Annotated in this window: 25 protein-coding genes and 1 pseudogene; 16 read left to right on the top strand and 10 right to left on the bottom strand. The window is 66.8% G+C overall.

The annotated features are described in order from the left end of the window. Positions 1 to 14 precede the first annotated feature (14 nt). From ACSQ89_RS22545 to ACSQ89_RS22505, 9 genes are all read left to right on the top strand, one after another. Positions 15 to 365 carry an FmdB family zinc ribbon protein gene (locus ACSQ89_RS22545; RefSeq protein WP_093105818.1) on the top strand — a complete coding sequence of 117 codons (351 nt, stop codon included), beginning with the start codon at positions 15 to 17 and terminating at the stop codon, positions 363 to 365. A 16-nt stretch (positions 366 to 381) separates the two neighbouring features. Continuing rightward, the gene (locus ACSQ89_RS22540; RefSeq protein WP_093105821.1) at positions 382 to 1,002 is read left to right on the top strand and encodes a DUF502 domain-containing protein; all 621 of its coding nucleotides are present in this window, start codon (positions 382 to 384) and stop codon (positions 1,000 to 1,002) included. A 31-nt stretch (positions 1,003 to 1,033) separates the two neighbouring features. Next, entirely contained in the window at positions 1,034 to 2,839 is a 1,806-nt protein-coding gene (gene aspS, locus ACSQ89_RS22535) for an aspartate--tRNA ligase (protein WP_093105823.1), read from the top strand. A 76-nt stretch (positions 2,840 to 2,915) separates the two neighbouring features. Next, complete coding sequence (nudB, locus tag ACSQ89_RS22530; protein ID WP_436293349.1) at positions 2,916 to 3,383, top strand: dihydroneopterin triphosphate diphosphatase; 468 nt, start codon at positions 2,916 to 2,918, stop codon at positions 3,381 to 3,383. Beyond that, positions 3,380 to 4,138: an endonuclease/exonuclease/phosphatase family protein gene (locus ACSQ89_RS22525; protein WP_093105827.1), complete on the top strand. Its 759-nt coding sequence runs from the start codon at positions 3,380 to 3,382 to the stop codon at positions 4,136 to 4,138. The genes nudB and ACSQ89_RS22525 overlap by 4 nt, the downstream gene beginning before the upstream one ends. A gap of 70 nt (positions 4,139 to 4,208) precedes the next feature. Beyond that, positions 4,209 to 4,940: a GTP cyclohydrolase I gene (gene folE, locus ACSQ89_RS22520; RefSeq protein WP_093105830.1), complete on the top strand. Its 732-nt coding sequence runs from the start codon at positions 4,209 to 4,211 to the stop codon at positions 4,938 to 4,940. Between the two features lie 5 nt (positions 4,941 to 4,945). Further along, a complete protein-coding gene (locus tag ACSQ89_RS22515) occupies positions 4,946 to 5,368 on the top strand; it encodes a BLUF domain-containing protein (protein ID WP_093105833.1) in 423 nt (140 codons plus the stop codon). A gap of 31 nt (positions 5,369 to 5,399) precedes the next feature. Then, entirely contained in the window at positions 5,400 to 6,227 is an 828-nt protein-coding gene (locus ACSQ89_RS22510) for a DUF429 domain-containing protein (RefSeq protein WP_436293350.1), read from the top strand. A gap of 116 nt (positions 6,228 to 6,343) precedes the next feature. After that, complete coding sequence (locus ACSQ89_RS22505; protein ID WP_436293351.1) at positions 6,344 to 6,541, top strand: CsbD family protein; 198 nt, start codon at positions 6,344 to 6,346, stop codon at positions 6,539 to 6,541. On the opposite strand, the pseudogene ACSQ89_RS22500 reads toward ACSQ89_RS22505, so the two are convergent. From ACSQ89_RS22500 to ACSQ89_RS22475, 6 genes and pseudogenes are all read right to left on the bottom strand, one after another. Next, positions 6,517 to 6,903, bottom strand: a pseudogene (locus ACSQ89_RS22500) (ferritin-like domain-containing protein); the annotation flags it as partial. The gene ACSQ89_RS22505 and the pseudogene ACSQ89_RS22500 sit on opposite strands and share 25 nt — an antisense overlap. A gap of 29 nt (positions 6,904 to 6,932) precedes the next feature. After that, the gene (locus ACSQ89_RS22495; protein WP_436293352.1) at positions 6,933 to 7,382 is read right to left on the bottom strand and encodes a hypothetical protein; all 450 of its coding nucleotides are present in this window, start codon (positions 7,380 to 7,382) and stop codon (positions 6,933 to 6,935) included. Further along, the gene (locus ACSQ89_RS22490; RefSeq protein WP_436293353.1) at positions 7,372 to 7,752 is read right to left on the bottom strand and encodes a hypothetical protein; all 381 of its coding nucleotides are present in this window, start codon (positions 7,750 to 7,752) and stop codon (positions 7,372 to 7,374) included. The genes ACSQ89_RS22495 and ACSQ89_RS22490 overlap by 11 nt, the downstream gene beginning before the upstream one ends. 33 nt (positions 7,753 to 7,785) lie before the next feature. Then, positions 7,786 to 8,166 carry a hypothetical protein gene (locus tag ACSQ89_RS22485; RefSeq protein WP_093105847.1) on the bottom strand — a complete coding sequence of 127 codons (381 nt, stop codon included), beginning with the start codon at positions 8,164 to 8,166 and terminating at the stop codon, positions 7,786 to 7,788. A 54-nt stretch (positions 8,167 to 8,220) separates the two neighbouring features. Next, positions 8,221 to 8,382 (bottom strand): DUF1328 domain-containing protein, encoded by a 162-nt coding sequence (locus ACSQ89_RS22480; RefSeq protein WP_093105850.1) that lies wholly within the window; start codon positions 8,380 to 8,382, stop codon positions 8,221 to 8,223. A 175-nt stretch (positions 8,383 to 8,557) separates the two neighbouring features. Continuing rightward, complete coding sequence (locus tag ACSQ89_RS22475; protein WP_436293354.1) at positions 8,558 to 9,916, bottom strand: CHASE3 domain-containing protein; 1,359 nt, start codon at positions 9,914 to 9,916, stop codon at positions 8,558 to 8,560. A 107-nt stretch (positions 9,917 to 10,023) separates the two neighbouring features. Here ACSQ89_RS22475 and ACSQ89_RS22470 point away from each other — a divergent pair, with 107 nt between their 5' ends. Further along, positions 10,024 to 10,656, top strand: a complete 633-nt coding sequence (locus ACSQ89_RS22470; protein WP_015866882.1) for a response regulator — start codon at positions 10,024 to 10,026, stop codon at positions 10,654 to 10,656. 72 nt (positions 10,657 to 10,728) lie between these two features. Here ACSQ89_RS22470 and ACSQ89_RS22465 read toward each other — a convergent pair whose 3' ends face one another. Further along, positions 10,729 to 11,133 (bottom strand): response regulator, encoded by a 405-nt coding sequence (locus ACSQ89_RS22465; RefSeq protein ID WP_093105856.1) that lies wholly within the window; start codon positions 11,131 to 11,133, stop codon positions 10,729 to 10,731. Positions 11,134 to 11,419: 286 nt separating this feature from the next. Between ACSQ89_RS22465 and ACSQ89_RS22460 the strand changes: the two genes are divergently transcribed. Together ACSQ89_RS22460 and ACSQ89_RS22455 are read left to right on the top strand one after the other, a co-directional pair. Then, complete coding sequence (locus ACSQ89_RS22460) at positions 11,420 to 11,626, top strand: hypothetical protein (protein WP_436293356.1); 207 nt, start codon at positions 11,420 to 11,422, stop codon at positions 11,624 to 11,626. After that, a complete protein-coding gene (locus ACSQ89_RS22455; protein ID WP_436296433.1) occupies positions 11,623 to 13,641 on the top strand; it encodes an AsmA family protein in 2,019 nt (672 codons plus the stop codon). Before ACSQ89_RS22460 ends, ACSQ89_RS22455 begins: the two co-directional genes overlap by 4 nt. 6 nt (positions 13,642 to 13,647) lie before the next feature. Here ACSQ89_RS22455 and ACSQ89_RS22450 read toward each other — a convergent pair whose 3' ends face one another. The 3 genes from ACSQ89_RS22450 to gpmA form a co-directional block, all read right to left on the bottom strand. Next, positions 13,648 to 14,409 carry a HesA/MoeB/ThiF family protein gene (locus ACSQ89_RS22450; RefSeq protein WP_436296432.1) on the bottom strand — a complete coding sequence of 254 codons (762 nt, stop codon included), beginning with the start codon at positions 14,407 to 14,409 and terminating at the stop codon, positions 13,648 to 13,650. Positions 14,410 to 14,464: 55 nt separating this feature from the next. Continuing rightward, positions 14,465 to 15,907 carry a S41 family peptidase gene (locus ACSQ89_RS22445; protein WP_436293359.1) on the bottom strand — a complete coding sequence of 481 codons (1,443 nt, stop codon included), beginning with the start codon at positions 15,905 to 15,907 and terminating at the stop codon, positions 14,465 to 14,467. A 99-nt stretch (positions 15,908 to 16,006) separates the two neighbouring features. Then, positions 16,007 to 16,750, bottom strand: coding sequence for a 2,3-diphosphoglycerate-dependent phosphoglycerate mutase (gene gpmA / locus ACSQ89_RS22440; protein WP_093105867.1), 744 nt, complete (start codon positions 16,748 to 16,750; stop codon positions 16,007 to 16,009). Between the two features lie 72 nt (positions 16,751 to 16,822). Here gpmA and ACSQ89_RS22435 point away from each other — a divergent pair, with 72 nt between their 5' ends. From ACSQ89_RS22435 to ACSQ89_RS22420, 4 genes are all read left to right on the top strand, one after another. Next, positions 16,823 to 17,230, top strand: coding sequence for a rhodanese-like domain-containing protein (locus ACSQ89_RS22435; protein WP_436293401.1), 408 nt, complete (start codon positions 16,823 to 16,825; stop codon positions 17,228 to 17,230). Between the two features lie 20 nt (positions 17,231 to 17,250). Further along, positions 17,251 to 17,511 carry a glutaredoxin 3 gene (gene grxC, locus ACSQ89_RS22430; protein WP_093105873.1) on the top strand — a complete coding sequence of 87 codons (261 nt, stop codon included), beginning with the start codon at positions 17,251 to 17,253 and terminating at the stop codon, positions 17,509 to 17,511. Between the two features lie 109 nt (positions 17,512 to 17,620). After that, positions 17,621 to 18,085 (top strand): protein-export chaperone SecB, encoded by a 465-nt coding sequence (secB, locus tag ACSQ89_RS22425; protein WP_093105876.1) that lies wholly within the window; start codon positions 17,621 to 17,623, stop codon positions 18,083 to 18,085. Positions 18,086 to 18,110: 25 nt separating this feature from the next. Beyond that, complete coding sequence (locus ACSQ89_RS22420; RefSeq protein WP_436293360.1) at positions 18,111 to 19,112, top strand: NAD(P)H-dependent glycerol-3-phosphate dehydrogenase; 1,002 nt, start codon at positions 18,111 to 18,113, stop codon at positions 19,110 to 19,112. Positions 19,113 to 19,139 lie beyond the last annotated feature (27 nt).

Here is a 19,139-nt window from a genome sequence, read left to right as displayed (position 1 = left end):
CGCCCCCCGACCCCATGCCTATCTACGCCTACAAGTGCAGCGCCTGCGGCTTTGCCAAGGACGTGCTGCAGAAATTGTCCGATGCGCCCTTGACCGAGTGCCCGAGCTGCGGCGTGGGTGCGTTCAGCAAGCAGCTCACCGCCGCCGGCTTCCAGCTCAAGGGATCGGGCTGGTACGTGACCGATTTCCGCGACGGCGGCGGCAAGAAGGGCGCTGAAAAGGGCGCTGACGGTGCGGGCGCGCCGGCCGACGGAACTGCCGCGAAGCCGGCCGAAACTGCGGGCGCGCCGGCACCGTCCGCTGCGCCTGCCGCATCCCCCGCGCCGGCGCCGGCGCCTGCCGCTGCCGCGGCCAAGAACGACTGATCGAGCCGCACACGCCATGCTCGCGCTGCGCAAATGGGTGCTTTCCGGCTTGCTGGTCATCGTGCCGCTGGTCATCACGCTGGGCGTGCTGAACTGGATCATCGGCACGCTCGACCAGACGCTGTGGCTGCTGCCGGAAGATTGGCAGAAGTGGCTCAACGACCACAGGGTGCGCGGGCTGGGCGTGCTCTTGACGCTGGCGATCCTGCTGGCGGTCGGCGCGATCGCGAGCAATTTCGTCGGCAAGCGCCTGCTGGGATGGGGCGATGCCGTGGTGCGCCGCATTCCGGTGGTCCGCTCGATCTACTCCAGCGTCAAGCAGGTGTCGGACACGCTGTTCTCCGAGAACGGCAATGCGTTCCGCACCGCGGTACTGGTCGAGTGGCCGCGCGAAGGCGTGTGGACCATCGCGTTCGTGACCGGTGCTCCCGGCAGCGACGTGGTGGAGCACCTCGGCGGCGGCGACTACCTCAGCGTCTACGTGCCGACCACGCCCAACCCGACGGGCGGCTATTTCGTGATGCTCAAGCGCAGCGACTGCATCGAACTCAAGATGAGCGTGGACGACGCGCTCAAGTACATCGTGTCGATGGGCGTGGTCGTTCCCGGCGGCCCCGCAACCATCGCGATCAAATAAAACGCGCCACTGTCGGCGCCGGAATCCACCTATGGCCATGCGTTCTCACTACAGCGGTCTCGTGACCGAAGCCCTGCTGGGCCAAACCGTCACCCTGTGCGGGTGGGTCAACCGCCGCCGCGACCATGGCGGCGTGATCTTCATCGACCTGCGCGACCGCGAAGGGTACGTGCAGGTGGTGTGCGATCCCGATCGCGCCGCCACCTTTGCCACGGCCGAGGGCCTGCGCAACGAGTTCTGCGTACAGGTCACCGGCCTGGTTCGCGCGCGGCCCGAGGGCACGGTCAACGAGAACCTGAAGAGCGGCAAGGTCGAAGTGCTGTGCCAGGAGATGAAGGTGCTCAATCCTTCCGTCACGCCGCCCTTTCTGCTGGACGACGACAACCTCTCGGAAACCACCCGCCTCACGCACCGCGTGCTGGACCTGCGCCGCCCCGCGATGCAGCGCAACATGATGCTGCGCTACAAGGTCACGATGGAGGTGCGCAAGTTCCTCGACGCCAACGGCTTCATCGATATCGAGACGCCGATGCTCGGCAAGTCCACGCCCGAAGGCGCGCGCGACTACCTGGTGCCGAGCCGCGTGCACGACGGCTGCTTCTTCGCGCTGCCGCAGTCGCCCCAGCTCTTCAAGCAGCTGCTGATGGTGGCCGGCTACGACCGCTACTACCAGATCGTCAAATGCTTCCGCGACGAGGACCTGCGCGCCGATCGCCAGCCCGAGTTCACGCAGATCGACATCGAAACCTCGTTCATGGCCGAGGAAGAGATTCGCGAGATGTTCGAAGGCATGATCCGCAAGGTGTTTCGCGCGGCGGCCGCAGTCGAGCTGCCGCCGTTCCCGGTCATGAGCTATGCGGACGCGATGTTCAAGTACGGCTCCGACAAGCCCGACCTGCGCGTCAAGCTCGAGTTCACCGAACTGACCGACGTGATGCGCAACGTCGAGTTCAAGGTCTTCGCGCAGGCCGCCAGCACCCCCGGCGGCCGCGTGGTGGCGCTGCGCGTGCCCGGCGGCGGCGCCGAAGGCGGCCTGTCGCGCGGCGACATCGATGCCTACACCGAGTTCGTCAAGATCTACGGCGCCAAGGGCTTGGCCTACATCAAGGTCAACGACGCGGCGCAGGGGCGCGAGGGCCTGCAGAGCCCGATCGTCAAGAACCTCAACGATGCCTCGCTGGCGGAAATCATCGCGCGCACCGGTGCGCGCAACGGCGACATCCTGTTCTTCGGCGCCGACAAGGAAAAGATCGTCAACGACGCCATCGGCGCGCTGCGCGTGAAGATCGGCCACAGCGCCTTCGGCCGCAAGAACGGCCTGTTCGAGGACCGCTGGGCGCCGCTCTGGGTCGTCGACTTCCCGATGTTCGAGTTCGACGAGGAAGGCCAGCGCTGGTCGGCCGTGCACCATCCCTTCACCGCGCCCAAGGACGGCCATGAAGACCTCATGGACACTGCGCCCGAGAAGTGCATCGCCAAGGCCTACGACATGGTGCTCAACGGCATCGAGATGGGCGGCGGCTCGGTGCGTATCCACCGCGAGGAGGTGCAGAGCAAGGTGTTCCGCGCGCTCAAGATCAGTGCCGAGGACGCCCAGAACAAGTTCGGCTTCCTGCTCGACGCGCTGCAGTACGGCGCACCGCCGCACGGCGGCATCGCGATCGGCCTGGACCGGCTGGTGATGCTCCTGAGCGGTGCGGAGTCGATCCGCGACGTGATCGCCTTCCCCAAGACCCAGCGCGCGCAGGACCTGCTGACGCAGGCGCCGAGCCCGGTCGACGAGAAGCAGCTGCGCGAGCTGCACATCCGGTTGCGCAACGCCCAGCTGGCCGCCTGAGCGGGCCGGGGCCAAGCATGAGCCGCCGGGCCGCCCCCAAGGCGAATACCGAAGCGCGCGGCGCGAAGGTTGGTTAGTGAGCGGGCGGCCCTGGAAGATTCCCGAGTCGGTGCTGGTCGTGATCCACACGCCGGCGCTCGAAGTGCTGCTGATCCGGCGTGCCGATGCCGAGGACTTCTGGCAGTCGGTCACCGGCAGCAAGGATGACATCGACGAACCGCTGGCGCTGACCGCGGCGCGCGAGGTCGCGGAGGAGACCGGCATCGATTGCGGCGAAGGCAGCGCGCTCGCCTCGCAGCTGCGCGACTGGCGGCTCCAGAACATCTACGAGATCTACCCCCGCTGGCGCGCCCGCTATGCGCCGGGCGTCACCCACAACACCGAGCACCTGTTCGGCCTCTGCGTGCCCGAGCGCCTGACGCCGCGCCTGGACCCGCGCGAACACACGGCCTGGCGCTGGCTGCCCTACCGCGAGGCGGCCGACGCCTGCTTTTCCCCTTCGAACGCCGAAGCGATCCTGCTGCTGCCACAATTTGCGCAATGAACGCGCCGACCAACAGCATCCGGGTGGCGACCTACAACATCCACAAGGGTGTGCAAGGCATCGGCCCCGCACGGCGCCTCGAAATCCACAACCTGGGCCATGCCATCGAGCAGCTCGATGCCGACATCGTCTGCCTGCAGGAAGTGCGCAAGATGAACCGGCAGGCCGCCGCCCGCTTCAGGCACTGGCCCGAGCTGCCGCAAGCCGACTTTCTCGCGCCCGAGGGCTACACGGCCGTCTACGAGACCAACGCCATCACGCGGCACGGCGAGCATGGCAACGCGCTGCTCACGCGCTGGCCGGTGCTGCGCAAGACTCATCAGGACATCTCCGACCATCGCTTCGAGCAGCGGGGGCTGCTGCACGTGGCGATCGACGTCGAGGGCCAGCCGGTGCATGCGATCGTGGTGCACCTGGGCCTCATCAAGGGCAGCCGTGTGCGCCAGGTCGCGCTGTTGCGGGAATTCATCGAGCGCGAGATCCCGCCCGGCGAGGCGCTGGTCGTGGCCGGCGATTTCAACGACTGGGGCGCGCGCATGCGCTACGCGATGAACGCCATGGGGCTGCGCGACACCGGCGACCTGCGCGGACCGCGCACGCTGACCTATCCCTCGCGCCTGCCGGTGACCCAGCTCGACTTCATCTACGGCCGCCAGGTCGAGCCGGTCGCCACCACGGTGCCGCGCGGGCCGATCTGGGCGCGCATGTCCGATCACCTGCCGCTGGTGACGGATTTCGTGCTATCAAAACAATAGCTTTGCGCGCAGGCGGGAAGCGCGCTGCAGGGTCATTCGCCCTGAATACATTCACTGTTAGGATGCTCTCATGCTAAGGAAAACCGACGCCGTAGAGCGCCCCGACGAAGGGGCCGAGGACGAGGGCACGCCCGTGTCCGTGAAGATCCGCGAGCGCCTTCTGGCCGCCCGCAAGCGCTTCCATGCCAACGACAATATCGCGGAGTTCATCGAGCCCGGCGAACTCGAGCGCCTGCTCGACGAGGTCGAAGGCAAGATGAAGCATGTGCTCGAGAGCCTGGTGATCGACCTGGACAACGACCACAACACCGACAACACGGCCCGCCGCGTCGCGAAGATGTACGTCAACGAGGTGTTCAAGGGGCGTTATGTGGCCCAGCCCTCGCTCACCGAATTCCCGAACGCCGAGCACCTCAACGAGCTCATGATCGTCGGCCCGATCACGGTGCGCAGCGCCTGCTCGCACCATTTCTGCCCGATCATCGGCAAGCTCTGGATCGGCGTCATGCCCAACGAGCAGACCAACGTGATCGGCCTGTCGAAGTACGCGCGGCTGGCCGAGTGGGTGATGAGCCGGCCCCAGATCCAGGAAGAAGCCGTGGTTCAGCTGGCCGACCTGATTCAGGAGCGCACGCAGCCCGACGGCCTGGCGCTGGTGGTCGAGGCCGAGCATTTCTGCATGCAGTGGCGCGGCGTCAAGGAGATGGACAGCAAGATGATCAATTCAGTGATGCGCGGCGCGTTCCTGAAAGACTCCAACCTGCGCCGCGAATTCCTTTCCCTTCTTCCCCGCCGGAGTTGAACGCCATGCTCGTACGACTTCTCTATGTGAGCCGCGCCGTCGATACCAGCTCCGACGCCATCGAAGCGATCCTCGCGCAATCGCGCTCGCACAACACTGCGTGCGGCATCACCGGCATCCTTTGCTATGGCGCAGGCGTGTTCCTGCAGGCCATCGAAGGCGGCCGCACGGCGATCAGCGAGCTGTACGGCCACATCCAGCGGGATCCCCGCCACAAGGACGTGGTGCTGCTGCACTACGAAGAAATCTCCGAGCGCCGCTTCGGCGGCTGGACGATGGGGCAGGTCAATCTGTCCAAGCTCAATATCTCGACCTTGCTCAAGTACTCGGAGAAGCCGGAGCTCGATCCGTATTCGGTCTCCGGGAAGGTATCGCTCGCGCTGCTCGAGGAACTGATGGCCACCGCCGCCATCGTCGGCCGGCACTGAGTCGCGCGCGGCGGCCGAGGCTGCGTCGGCCATGCTGTTGCTGGGCTGCGATTTTTCGAGCGCACCGACTTCGCGCAAGCCCATCGTGCTCGCGCTCGGGGCCGCGCAGGAGGGCGGCGTCCGGCTCTCGCGGCTCGAACGCTTCGCGACTCTCGACGCCTGGTGCCAATGGCTGGCGGATACGCCCGAATGGGTCGGCGCCTTCGACTTCCCCTTCGGCTTGCCGCGTGAACTGGTCGTACAGCTCGGATGGCCGCCGCAATGGCGGGCGCTCATCGCGCACTATGCCGGCTTGAGCCGCGACAGTATCCGCGAGACTTTCGCTGCCTTCTGCGCGGCGCGCCCCGCCGGCGGGAAGTTCGCGCACCGCGCAACGGACGGCCCGGCGGGCTCTAGTCCCTCGATGAAATGGATCAACCCACCGGTCGCCTTCATGCTGCACGCCGGCGTGCCGCGGCTGCTCGCGGCAGGTGCCGCATTGCCGGGACTGCACGCGCCGGCCGGCGGCGGCATGGCGCGTGTTGCGCTGGAAGGCTATCCGGGGCTTCTTGCGCGCGAGCTGATCGGGCGGCGCAGCTACAAGAGCGACGATGCCGCTGCCCAGAACGCACAGCGGCGCGCGGCGAGGATCGATCTGCTCGCCGCGCTCGAACGAGGTTCCACGCGTCTCGGCCTGCGTCTCTTTCTCGGCGCTGCCGAGCGCGATCAGCTGCTGGCCGATGCCAAGGGCGATTGCATCGACGCGGTGCTCTGCCTCGTGCAGGCCGCCTGGGGTGCGGCCCGCAAGTCGAGCGCCGGTCCGGGCTATGGCCTGTCGGCGGCGATGGACCCGCTGGAGGGCTGGATCCTCACCGCCTGAAGTCCTACAGCAGATCAAGCCGGCTTCGGCACGCGGGGGCCTATGCGGGCCCGCTAGATTGGCTTTCAGTGGTTCGGTCGAACCACCCGTTCATCTCATCTTGCGAAGGAAGCGACATGAACAAGGACCAAGTGGCAGGCCGTGTCGGCCAAGCCAAGGGCAAGCTCAAGGAAGCGGCCGGCAAGGTCAGCGGCAGCGAGAAGCTGCAGAGCGAAGGCGTGGTCGAGCAGGCCGGCGGCAAGGTGCAAAGCACCTACGGCGATGCCAAAGAGAAGGCCAAGGACGCCATCAAGCGCGGCGCGGACAAGCTCTGACGCCCATTCACCATGGCCTGCAGCTCCGTCGCCTCGTCGTAGTCCGCATGACTGCGGTCGAGCAATGTCTTCGGATTGAAGTCGGGCTGGCCTCCGAGCTGCACGATGCGTTCCGCGATCTTGTCGGAATGGGCGGACTCTTCGTTCGCATGCACGAGGAACTCGTCGGCGATCGCCGGCGAGGCCACGCCGTTGGCGGTGAAGTAGTGGCGCTTGTAGCGCAGCACGCAGACCAGCTCGGTGGCCAGCGCGTCATTGAGCAGCTTGACGATGTCGTCGCGCCACGGCCCGTCGCTGGGCGTCACGGCGCCGTCGTCGAGGTGCTTGGACGCCGCGTCGATGGCGGTCTGGTCGAGCGTCAGATGTTACGGGCGCTCCTTGACTGCGGTATTCATGGGGAATCCTTTCGTGAGGGGCTGGGGTTCTTGTGCATCAGCGTGGTCACGAGATCGGCCACGTCCGATGTCTTGAGGGCTGCGGCGAGCACTGCCGTGATCGACAGCAATCGCCAGGGCTTGACCAGCACGACCAGCGCACCCGCCGCCGCTGCCGCCGCCATCAGCTTGGCGGGCTGTTCGCGCGCATAGCGGTCGAGCAGCGGTCGCGCCAATTGGCCGACGGCGTTGGCGGGGTGCCTGCGCCACCAGCGCCGGGTCGCATTGCGCGCGACCGACGCCCAGTCGACCCGGTCGAGCACGCTTTCGCGCTGCGCCGGGCGCCGCCCCGAGGCTGGCCGTGGTGCATCGGCTGCGGCTTCGCTCCCTCGCAGCTGCTGCACCAGCGCCCGGCGGGAGATCGCGAGCCGTTGCTGCGGCGTCAGGTCCTGGCGCTCAATGGCCACGACCTTCTCCCGCCAGATGCAGCGCCTGGACGTCCGCGTCGAGCTGGGCGCGGATATCGCTGAAAGCATGAAATTCGCTCGGGCGCGAAGCAACATAGGCCGAGACGAGCGCGACCAGTACCGCGATGCCCGGAACGACGACCAGCACCCAGTGAAAGCTTCCGTGCAGCGCGCCGAGCATGGCGGCGACGCCGATCAGCCCCAGGGCGAGCATCGCGCTGGCGGCTGCAAGCGCGCCTGCCACGACCCGCGCGATCAGGCCCCGGCTCGCCTGCGCCGTTTCCAGCCTGGCCAGCGCAGCGTAGTTGGCGACGTGATCCGCGATCAGCTCCGGATGCCCGAGCACCGTGGAGAAAATGGGATGGAGCATGGTGCGGCAGGCAGCGGGAAGCGGAATTTCAGATCAATAGTCGTCGCGGCTGCTGCGACGGCTGGCGAGGACGATCAGCGCCGTGATGGCGGCACCGGCCGCGGCGGCGACGAGCACGGAGCGAACCGGCTGGTCGGCGATGTACTTGCCCGTGACGTCGGCAGCCTGCTCGAAGCGGCGTTGCGCACGCGCGCTGGTCGTCGAGGCGGCATCCAGGCCGCGCTGTACCGCCTGCTGCACACGTGCCGCGATCTGTTCCACGGCGGGCTCCGCGTCGCGGCGCAGGTCACGAACCTTCTCTCCGGCGGCGTTCACTGCGTTCTGCGCGTAGGCGCGCGTGGTGTCGATCGCGTCAGCGGCGGTCTGGCGCGCCTCTTCGGCGATCTGCGAAGGGGTCTTGGTGGTCGTGTTCATGAAAATAGTCCTTCCGGAGATTGTTGTGAGAACCTGCTCATCGTAACGAGGCTGTCATCGTCGCATCAAGCCCGCGATGAAGCTGGCGAGGGCCAGCACGATGAAGATCACGAAAAGTATTTTCGCGATGCCGACGGCGCTGGCCGCGATGCCGCCGAAGCCGAACAGCGCGGCGATCAGGGCGATGACCAGGAATACGACTGCGTAATACAGCATGCTGAACTCCTTTGGAGGATGGTCTCGTCGTTGTGAATGGCGGCCGGCCGGTTCAGAGGGTGAAACCGCGTGGGATTCACGTTAAGTGGGGGGGCGCCGAAGCCCTGTCAGCAGCAGCGGCCTGGGGGCGTAGGAGAGGGTCGAATCACGGTCGGGCCGCTCCCGAGCCGCGTATTCAGGCTGCCTTGGAGGAGCGAGGCGGGGAGGCGGGGAGCATCGCGCTCAGGCGCGTTCCCTGGCCGGGCGCCGACGAAATGGTGAGCTTGCCCTTGGCGGCTTCCACGCGATGCCGCATGCCTGCCAGGCCATGGGATGAAGGCCGGGTGCTGCGGGCGTCGAAGCCCTTGCCGTTGTCGGCGACCTCCACGATCACATGGTTGCCGTAGTTCTTCATGACGATGCTGGCTTCGGTCGCCTGCGCGTACTTGCTGATGTTGGTCAGGCTTTCCTGGACCATGCGATAGATGGTGAGCTGGTCGTCTTCGTTGAGCGCCACCGGCTCGAGCACCATCTCGATTTCCATTCCCGAGCGCTCGGCGAATTCGCGGCCGAGGATTTCGAGCGAAGCGATGAGCCCGAGGTTGGCCAGCGACGAGGGCCTCAGGTCTTCGATGATGCGGCGCTTGAGCGCGATGCCGCTGTTGAGGAGCTCGTTCAGGTGCTGCAGCCGCTGGATGGCGTCCGGCGAATCGATGAGGCGCGACTTCAGGCGTGCCACGTCCAGCTTGGCCGCGGTCAGCAGCGAGCCCAGCTCGTCGTGCAGCTCGCGCGCCAGGAAGCCGCGCTCGCTTTCCCGCACCTGCTGCAGGTGGGTGGCGAGCTCGGCCAGCGTCGCGGTGCGTTCGCGGACCTCGTCCTCCAGGGCATTGCGTTCGCGTTGCAGCGCCTCCTGCTGCCGCTCGCCGGCCGAACGCAGCACATGGGCCTGGCGCAAATACAGGTAGAAGGCCAGCAGGCCCGCCAATGCCACCAGCCCGATGCCGATGCGCGCAAAGCGCAGCGACTTCGCGATCTGGACCTGGCCCAGCATCAGCGCCTCGTTGCTGATCGAAATCAGTTCGCCGGCCTGCTGGCGGATGGCCTCCATCTCCTCGCGGCCGACGTCGGTTGTGATCACGAACTTCCAGGCGTCGTCGTTGCCGTCGCGTCGCAGCCGCACGCTCATGTCCATCTCCGCGAGCTTGCGCGAGACGTGCTTCGAGAGCTGGGTCAGGCGCGCCGTCTCGACGGGCTTTCCGGCATAGAGCACCTGCAGGGCGGCCAGTTGACCATCCACCTGCTTCACGGCAACGTCATACGGCTCGCGGTAGCGCGCCTCGCCCGTCAACAGATAGCCGCGCTGACCCGTTTCGGCATCGATGATGTTCTGCAGCAGCATGTTGAGCACCAGGCGCACGCGCTGCGCCTCGCCGACTTCGGTCAGGGCCTGGGTGGACTGGCGGTAGCCGGCCTCGTTGATGCCCACGAGCACGAGCGCGGCGAGCGTCGCGAGCGTGAGGCCGAGGGCCATCTTCGGGAAAGCTAACCAGCGCATGGGGTCTCCGCGGGATGCGGGCAGTTCAAATTCGGGAATAATCGACGTGGATCAGGGGGCGGCATGCCGCGACGCAAGAAACCGCGATACGACAAAGAAGGTACCAGATGATCAAGATCGGAATTGTGGACGACCACGCCATCGTGCGCTCCGGCTTGCGCCAGTTCTTCTCGGAACACGTCGACCTGCGCGTGGCGGGCGAGGCGGCCAGCGGACGCGAAGCGATCGAGCTGGTGCGCACCACGGAGCTGGATGTGCTCGTGATGGATCTCTCGATGCCCGGACAGAGCGGGATCGATGCGCTGGCGATGATCCGCGCCAAAGCGCCGGACGTGGGCATCCTCATCTTGAGCGGCTACCCCGAGGAGCACTACGCGATGAACCTGATCCGCCAGGGCGCGAGCGGCTATCTCAACAAGGAGTGCGACCCGATGGAGATCGTGAACGCGATCCGCACCATCTCGCTGGGCCGCCGCTACATCACGCCGGCGGTGGCCGAGCTGCTGGCGCGCCAGCTCGACCGCAAGGACGACGCGGCGCCGCACGAGCAATTGTCCGAGCGCGAGTTTCAGGTGTTTCTCAAGCTGGCCAAGGGTGAGACGGCGGGCGATATTGCCAAGACGCTTTCGCTTTCGGTCAAGACCGTCAGTACTTACCGCACGCGCCTGATGGAGAAGATGAATCTCTCTTCCAACAGCGACCTGACGTACTACGCGCTGAAGAACAAGTTGATCGATTGAGATTCCGGCGGCGGCTCCATCCCTGCGGGGCTGCCGCATGCTGGAAAAGACCATCGTTCGCGATGCGGGGCGTCAGCTCGAGCTGGACGGCTGGCGAAGCGCGGAGGACTGTCCGATGCAGAAGTCGATCAGCGCGTCGATCTCGTTCGATTTGTCGAACACGGCATCGACACCGAACTGGGCGCAGCGTTTGCGTATGTCGGGGGTGGCGTAGTTGCTGAGCACCACCACTTTCTGGTCGGGCCGGCGCGACACGCAAGCCTGCAGCACGCCCAGGCCGCTGCCTTGTTTCAGGAACAGATCGACGATGGCCAGTTCCCACTGGTCGCTGTTCTCGGTCAGCCAGCGGACGGCTTCCGTCTCGGTTTCGGCGAAACCGACGGCTGAGATGCAGGTGAGCTCCTCCAGAGTACCGACGAGATTCTCGCGGATCGTGACGTTGTCTTCGACGATGTAGGTGTTCAATCTGGGGTCCATTGGAGAACCGGCGCGTCTCTCTGGCGATCGAACTCCGTGGACCGTGGGTCCCCGCGAAAGCCGTTTCGCAAAATGCTACAAATCAACAGCCCCGCATCATGCAGCGTTCGACGCCCTGCGGCTGTAGGCTTGTTCTTACGACGGTGAACGATTTGCGGCCGTAGGCTTTGCCCCACAGCGGCTGCGGTCGAGCGCCGACCCCGGCGCCGGATGCGCCCCCTTACCCTCGATCCCGATGCGGATCGCTCCATGCCTTCGCATCCTTTCCCCAACGGAAGGCGCCGAGATGAACATCGTGTGGAACTACGTGGCCGTCGGCCTCTTGACCTTGGCGGCCGCCGCAGTCGTGGTGATCGGTGAGCCCGCGAACGCCGAACTGAAGCTCGCCGAAGCGGCGAAAAACGCGGCCGCGGTCGGCATCACCGCCATCTGCTTCCTCGCATCCCCTGCATCCATCGCCTCGACGCCGGACAAGAAGATGCCAGCACCGTGACCCCGAACACCGCCCACACGCCGCGCCGCTCGATCTGGATCAAGCTCGGCGCGGTGCTGCTGGGGCTGTTCGTGGCCCTCCTGCTGGTGCTGGCTTTCTTTCCCTGGGACGCGCTGCGGGAGCCGATCAACCGCTACGTCAGCGACAAGACCGGCCGCAAGTTCGAGATCACGCGGCGGCTGGATGTCGATCTCGGCTGGCGCGGCGCCACCGTCAAGCTCGACGGCATCGAATTCGCGAATCCTTCCTGGGCCCGCGACCCCTATCTCGTGCGTGCGCAGAGCGCCGAACTGGACCTCCGGCTGTGGCCGCTCCTGGCGCGCAAGGTCGTGATTCCGCGCCTGGCCCTGGTTTCGCCGTTGCTGGGCCTTCAGATGGAAGAGGACGGGCGGCGCACCTGGGCGCTGGGCAAGGACACTTCGGACGAAGCGACAGTGCCGACGATCGGCCTCCTGCAGATCGACGGCGGCGGGCTCGACTTCCTTGCGGAGCATTGGGGCGTGGACCTGCACGCCGATTTCAGCTTCGACACCAGCCGCGGCGACATGCCGCTCAGCTACCGCATCAAGGGCCGCTACCAGCGCCAGCCGCTCACGGCGGAGGGCCGTACCGGCAACGTGCTGCAGCTCAACGCGGCGGGCCAGCCGCCGTTCCCGCTCGAGATCAGTGCGGCCGCGGGTCACACCCGGCTGAAGGCGCAAGGCACGGTGACCGAACTCGCCAGCCTGGATGGCGTCGACGCCCGCTTCGAACTCAAGGGCCAGAACCTCGGCGATCTGTACCGGTTGCTGGGCATCGCGCTGCCCCAGACTTCCCCTTACGCCCTCAGCGGCGAGCTGAAAAAGCGCGCGAAGCTGTGGGAGGTGCAAGGCCTCAAGGGCAAGCTGGGCCTCTCCGACATCGGCGGCGACATGCGGTTCGACCAGTCGCAGAAGCCGCCTTATCTCGCGGGCAGCCTCCGCTCGCGCGTGATGGACATGGACGACCTCGGCCCGCTGATCGGCTTGCCGCCGACGGCCCGTTCGGCCAATGCAGTCGAAGGTGTGGCGCCGCCGCCCAGCGTTGCCCAAGTCAAGCGCGCGCGGCGCGATCCCGGGCGCAAGGTGCTGCCCACCGCCACGCTGGACTTCGAGCGCCTGCGCGCCATGAATGCCGAGGTGAAGTACGTGGCCGACCGCATCCGGAACGTGCGCGAGCTGCCGCTCGACAAGGGCAGCGTGCAGGTGAAGCTGAAGGATGGCGTGCTGACGCTCGACCCGCTCGATGTGGGCGTCGCCAACGGCAGGCTGGCCGGCGCGATCCGCATCGATGCCACCCAGAATCCGGCCGACATCCGAGCGGCGCTGGACGTGCGCGCCATGCAGCTCAACCGCCTGATTCCCAAGGTCGAGACCCTGCGCACCAGCTTCGGAAAACTCGATGGGCGGATCAACCTGTCCGGGCGCGGAAACTCGGTCGCGGGCTGGCTGGGCAGCGCCTCCGGGGATGTGGCCGCTCTCACGGGCCGCGGGCAGTTCAGCAACCTGCTGCTGGAATTCATGGGCCTGGACGGCGGCGAGATCATCAAGTTCTTGCTGCGCGGCGACCGGAACGTCGTGTTGCGCTGCGCGGCGCTCGCCTTCGATGTCGACAAGGGGACGATGAATGGCCGCAGCCTGGTGTTCGACACCGAGGACACGGTCTTCAACGTGAGTGGCCATGCCAGCCTCGCGAACGAGACGCTGGATTTCGTGATCCGGCCGCAACCCAAGGACAAGAGCATCCTCTCGCTGCGCGGTCCGCTGGTTGTCGGCGGCACCTTTGCATCGCCGTCGGCGGGCGTCCAGGCCGGCCCGTTGGCGACGCGCGGCATCGCTGCGCTGGCGCTGGGCACGATCAACCCCTTGCTCGCGCTCGCCGCGACCGTCGAAACCGGCCCCGGCGTCGATGCCGATTGCCAGGAAGTGCTGGCCCTGGCGAAGCGGCCGGTATCCCGGGAGGCAGCCGCTGGCGCTGCCAAGGCAAAGAAGCAGTAGCTTTTCTCAGCCGGCACCCGGCCGGTGCCCGCACACGCTGCAGCCCGGATCGCGGGCGACGCGCAGGGTGTCGAAAGCCGTCCGGCGCCCGTCGAACATCAGCAGGCTGCCGGCCAGCGAGGGGCCGATGCCGGCCAGCAGCTTCAGCGCCTCGCCGGCCTGCAAGGTGCCAATGGTGCCGACCACCGGCGCGAACACGCCGAGCACGGCGCAGCGCGTTTCCTCGAAGTGGGCATCGGGCGGGAACAGGCAGGCATAGCAGGGCGAGGCCGGATCGCGCGCGTCGTACACGCTCAGCTGGCCGTCGAAGCGGATCGCCGCGCCGGCCACCAGCGGCCTGGCATGGGCGACGCAGGCCCGGTTCACCGCATGCCGGGTGCTGAAGTTGTCGCTGCAATCGATCACCACGTCGGCCTCGGCGACCAGCCGCGCGAGCAGCGCATCGTCGGCGCGCAGGCGGTGCGTCTCGATGCGGATGTCCGGATTGATGCCGCGCATCGCCTCGGCGGCCGATTCGACCTTGGCCATGCCCACCCGCTCCGTGCCGTGGGCGATCTGGCGCTGAAGGTTGGTGAGATCGACCTCGTCGTCGTCGACCAGCGTGATGCGGCCGACGCCGGCCGCGGCGAGATAGAGCAGCACCGGAGAGCCGAGCCCGCCGGCACCGATCACCAGCGCATGGCCCGCACTGACGCGCGCCTGGCCGTCGATGCCGAACTCTTCGAGCAGGATGTGGCGCGAATAGCGCAGCAGGTCTTGGTCTTCCATGCGCTGCGCGGTCGATCGCCGGGGGGCGGTGGCTCCCGCGGGGAGCCGCCCGGGATCAGTTTTCCTTCTTTTCTTCCTTGTTCTCGACGATCACCTGCGTCTTGCTCACCAGCACGGGCTGACCCTTGAGCCGGTTGAAGGCCTGCATGAGCGGGAAGTCCTTGTCGGTGCCGAACTCGGGCACCTTGCGGTCCTGCGGCGGCTTCTTGGCTTCTTCCTCGAGCCGCTTACGGGCCTCGTCGCGGGCTTTTTCGCGCTCGGGGTCCTTGCTCTCCGGGCCCTGGCCGCTCGCCAGGTGCTTTTCGAGGTCGGCCTCGCGCATGCGCAGCGCGGCGAAGGGGCTGCCCTCGGCGCTTTCGTCGACCAGCACGTTCGGCACGATGCCCTTGGCCTGGATCGAGGTGCCGCTCGGCGTGTAGTAGCGCGCCGTCGTGATCTTGAGGCCGGTGTCGGGGCCGAGCGGGCGCACCGTCTGCACCGAACCCTTGCCGAAGGTCTGGCTGCCCATCACGATGGCACGCTTGTGGTCCTGCAGGGCGCCGGCCACGATTTCGCTGGCGGAAGCCGAGCCTTCGTTCACGAGCACCACCAGCGGCACCGTCTTGAGCGCCGCAGGGAGGGTGCGCAGCGGATCGCTGCTCGCGCGCCGCTGGTAGAACTCGGGCGCGGCCTTGTAGACCGACTTGCTCTCGGACAGCTGGCCGTCGGTGGAGACGACGGTGACGTTCTCGGGCAGGAAGGCGGCCGAGATGGCCACCGCCGCATCGAGCAGGCCGCCCGGATCGTTGCGCAGGTCGAGCACCAGGCCCTTCAGGTTGGGTTCCTGCTTGTAGATCTCGTCGACCTTCTTGACGAAGTCGTCGACCGTGCGTTCCTGGAACTGCGACAGGCGGATCCAGCCGTAGCCCGGCTCCATCACCTTGCCGCGCACCGACTGCGTGCGAATCTCCTCGCGCGTGATGGTCACCGGGAAGGTGCGGTTCTCGTCCTTGCGGAAGATCGTGAGCAGCACCTTGGTGTTGGCCTCGCCGCGCATGCGCTTGACGGCCTCGTTGAGCGAGAGGCCGCGCACCGCGGTGTCGTCGATCTTGGTGATCAGGTCGTTCGGCTTGAGGCCGGCGCGGAAGGCGGGGGAGCCCTCGATCGGCGACACCACCTTGATCAGGTTGTCCTCCTGCGAAATCTCGATGCCCACGCCGACGAAGCGGCCGGTGGTGCCCTCGCGAAATTCCTTGAAGGACTTCTTGTCGAAATACTGCGAATGCGGATCGAGCCCGGCGACCATGCCCGAAATCGCATCCGAGATGAGCTTTTTCTCGTCGACCGGCTCGACATAGTCGCTCTTCACCATGCCGAACACCGCAGCGAGCTGCTGCAGTTCTTCGAGAGGTAGAGGGGCCAGGGAGCCTCGTGCAACGGTTTGCAACGAGACGGTGGTCAGCGCGCCGGCCACGGCGCCGGCTGCAACCCAGCCGGTGATTTTCAATTTCTGGCCCATGTGTAAACGTCCTTGTCGCCTGTCAATCCAATATACACAGCTTGGAAGCAAGTTGTCTGCCGGGGTTCCGCGTACCCGTCGAAGCTGGAGCGGTTTTCGTCACGCCTTGCCTTGCGCAGCCACCGCGGCCACGGCTTTTTCGGCCGCCGCGGCGTCGCCGAGGTAGTAGTGCCGCAGCGGCTTGAGCTCGTCGTCCAGCTCGTAGACCAGCGGAATGCCGTTCGGGATATTGAGGCCCACGATGTCGTCGTCGGAGATGCCGTCGAGGTATTTCACCAGCGCCCGGATCGAATTCCCGTGCGCCGACACCACCAGCCGGCGCCCGGCGCGGATCGCCGGCGCCATCGATTCGTTCCAGAAGGGCAGCACGCGCGCCACGGTGTCCTTGAGGCATTCGGTCAGCGGTACCTGCTCCGGCGGCAGCTTGGCGTAGCGCACGTCGGCGCGTTCGCAGCGCGGATCGTTCGGCTCCAGCGGCGGCGGCGGGGTGCTGTAGCTGCGGCGCCAGACCAGCACCTGCTCGTCGCCGTACTTCTTGGCGGTTTCGGCCTTGTTGAGGCCCTGCAGCGCGCCGTAGTGGCGCTCGTTGAGGCGCCAGGAGTGCACCACCGGCAGCCAGGTGCGGTCGAGTTCGTCCAGCGTATGCCAGAGCGTGCGGGTGGCGCGCTTGAGCACGCTGGTGTAGGCGACGTCGAAGTCGTAACCCTCGGCCTTCAGGAGTCGCCCGGACTGCTTGGCCTGCTCGATGCCGGTGGCCGTCAGGTCGACGTCGGTCCAGCCGGTGAAGCGGTTTTCGAGATTCCAGGTCGATTCGCCGTGGCGGATCAGTACCAGTTTGTGCATGGGGGAAGGCCTTTGGAACGCAAGCGAAAAGTCGACATTCTAAAATCCGAGGTTTGCTACTCAAGGAACACCGTGAAATTCATCGTCGACAACTGGATGCTGATCCTGATCGCGCTCAGCTCGGGCGGCATGCTGGCCTGGCCGCTGCTGCGCGGGGCCAACGCCGGATCGCTCACGGCGCAGGGCGCGGTGCAGCTCATCAACCGCGAACGCGCGGTGGTGGTCGACGTGCGCGAACCCGAGGAGTATGCAGCCGGTCATGTGACCGGCGCGAAGAACGTGCCGCTCAACCAGCTCGACGAAAAACTCGCTGCCGCGGTCAAGAACAAATCGGTGCCGCTGCTTCTGATCTGCGCCACCGGTGCGCGGGCCCAGCGCGCGGTGGCCACGGCCAAGAAACTCGGCTACGAGCAAGCGCAAGCGGTGGCCGGCGGACTCAAATCCTGGAAAGAGGCTAACCTGCCGATTGAAAAAGCCTGAACTTCCCGGATATACGCACGATGCAAGCCGTCAAGATGTACACCACCGCCGTTTGCCCCTATTGCATTCGAGCCAAGCAAATCCTCAAGGCCAAGGGCGTCGATCAGATCGAGGAGATCCGCGTCGACAGCGACCCCCAGGCCCGCGTCGCGATGATGAACACCACCCAGCGGCGCACCGTGCCGCAGATCTTCATCGGCGACACCCACGTCGGCGGCTGCGATGACCTGATCGCGCTCGACGGCCGCGGCGGCCTCATCCCGCTGCTGCAGGGCGCCTGAAGCCGCGGGGCGATAATCGCCCTTTTCGCATCCTCGCAGACCCATCCTCCAGCCCGCTCTCGGGACCTTCTCCCCGGCGGGCGTTGTTTTGACCCTCGAAAGTTCAGCCATGGCCGACCAGCAAGCCCAAGATCCCGTCTTCCAGATCCAGCGCGTCTATCTGAAAGACCTGTCGCTCGAGCAGCCCAATTCGCCTGCCATCCTGCTGGAGCAGGAGCAGCCGACCGTCGATATCCAACTCGGCGTCGATGCCCAGCCCGTGACCGACGGCATCTTCGAGATCACCGTCTCGGCCACCGTGCAGACCAAGATCCAGGACAAGACCGTGTTCCTGGTCGAGGCCAAGCAGGCCGGCATCTTCGAGATCCGCAACTTGCCCGAAGACCAGATGGGCCCGATCCTCGGCATCGCCTGCCCGCAGATCGTCTACCCCTACCTGCGCGGCAACGTGGCCGACGTGATCCAGCGCGGCGGTTTCCCGCCGGTTCACCTGGCCGAAATCAACTTCCAGGCCATGTTCGAACAGCAGCAGGCCCAGGCGGCGGGCCAGCCCTCGCCGATCGTCACGCAGTAAGCGCAACGCAACTGCGCCGCCGCCGATGAAGATCTGCGTGCTCGGCGCCGGTGCCTGGGGCACGGCGCTGGCGGTCAATGCGGCCGGCCGCCATCCGGTCACCCTGTGGGCGCGCGATGCGGCCCAGGCCGAGGCCATGTCGGCGGCGCGCGAGAACCAGCGCTATCTGCCCGGCATTGCGCTGCCGCCCTCACTCACCATTCGCGCCGGCGATGCGCTCGCCGCGCTCGAGGGCGCCGATCTCGCGATCGTCGCGACGCCGATGGCGGCCTTGCGCGAACAGCTCGTTCTTTTGCGCGACGCCGCCTACCCGGTGGCCTGGCTTTGCAAAGGCGTCGAGCCGGCGCGTGCGGACCCGGGCGCCGTGGGGCTGCTGGGCCACGAGATCCAGGCCGTCGTCGCGCCCGATCTGATGGCCGGCGTGCTGAGCGGCCCGAGCTTTGCGCAGGAAGTCGCGCAAGGCCGGCCCACGGCGCTGGTTGCCGCCAGTCTCCATACGCAGCTGCGCGATGCGCTGGTCGCGGCCTTCCACGGCCCGACCCTGCGCGTTTATGCCAACGACGACATCGTGGGCGTCGAGGTCGGCGGCGCCGTCAAGAACGTGTTGGCGATCGCGACCGGCCTGGCCGACGGCCTGACGCTCGGCCTCAATGCGCGCGCCGCGCTGATCACGCGCGGCCTGGCCGAAATGACGCGCTTCGGCGTCGCCCTCGGCGCCCGGGCCGATACCTTCATGGGGCTCTCCGGCCTCGGCGACCTCGTGCTCACGGCCACCGGCGATCTCTCGCGCAACCGCAAGGTCGGCCTGCTGCTGGCCCAGGGCCGGACGCTGGCCCAGGCGGTGGATTCGCTGGGCCACGTGGCCGAGGGCGTCTACTGTGCGCGCACCGTGGTGCAGCGCGCGCGCCATCTGGGCGTCGAAATGCCGATCGCCGACAGCGTGGTGGCGCTGCTTGACGGCCGCGTGCGGCCTGCGGAGGCGGTCGCTGAACTGATGGGGCGCGAGCCGGGCGTGGAATCCGGATGAAACCCGTGTGGCCCGGCTAAGCAAACA

Source organism: Variovorax sp. LjRoot175 (genome assembly GCF_964253805.1).
Classification (GTDB): domain Bacteria; phylum Pseudomonadota; class Gammaproteobacteria; order Burkholderiales; family Burkholderiaceae_C; genus Variovorax.
Note: the sequence above shows the minus strand (reverse complement) of the source record. Positions and strands in the feature narration are given on the sequence as shown.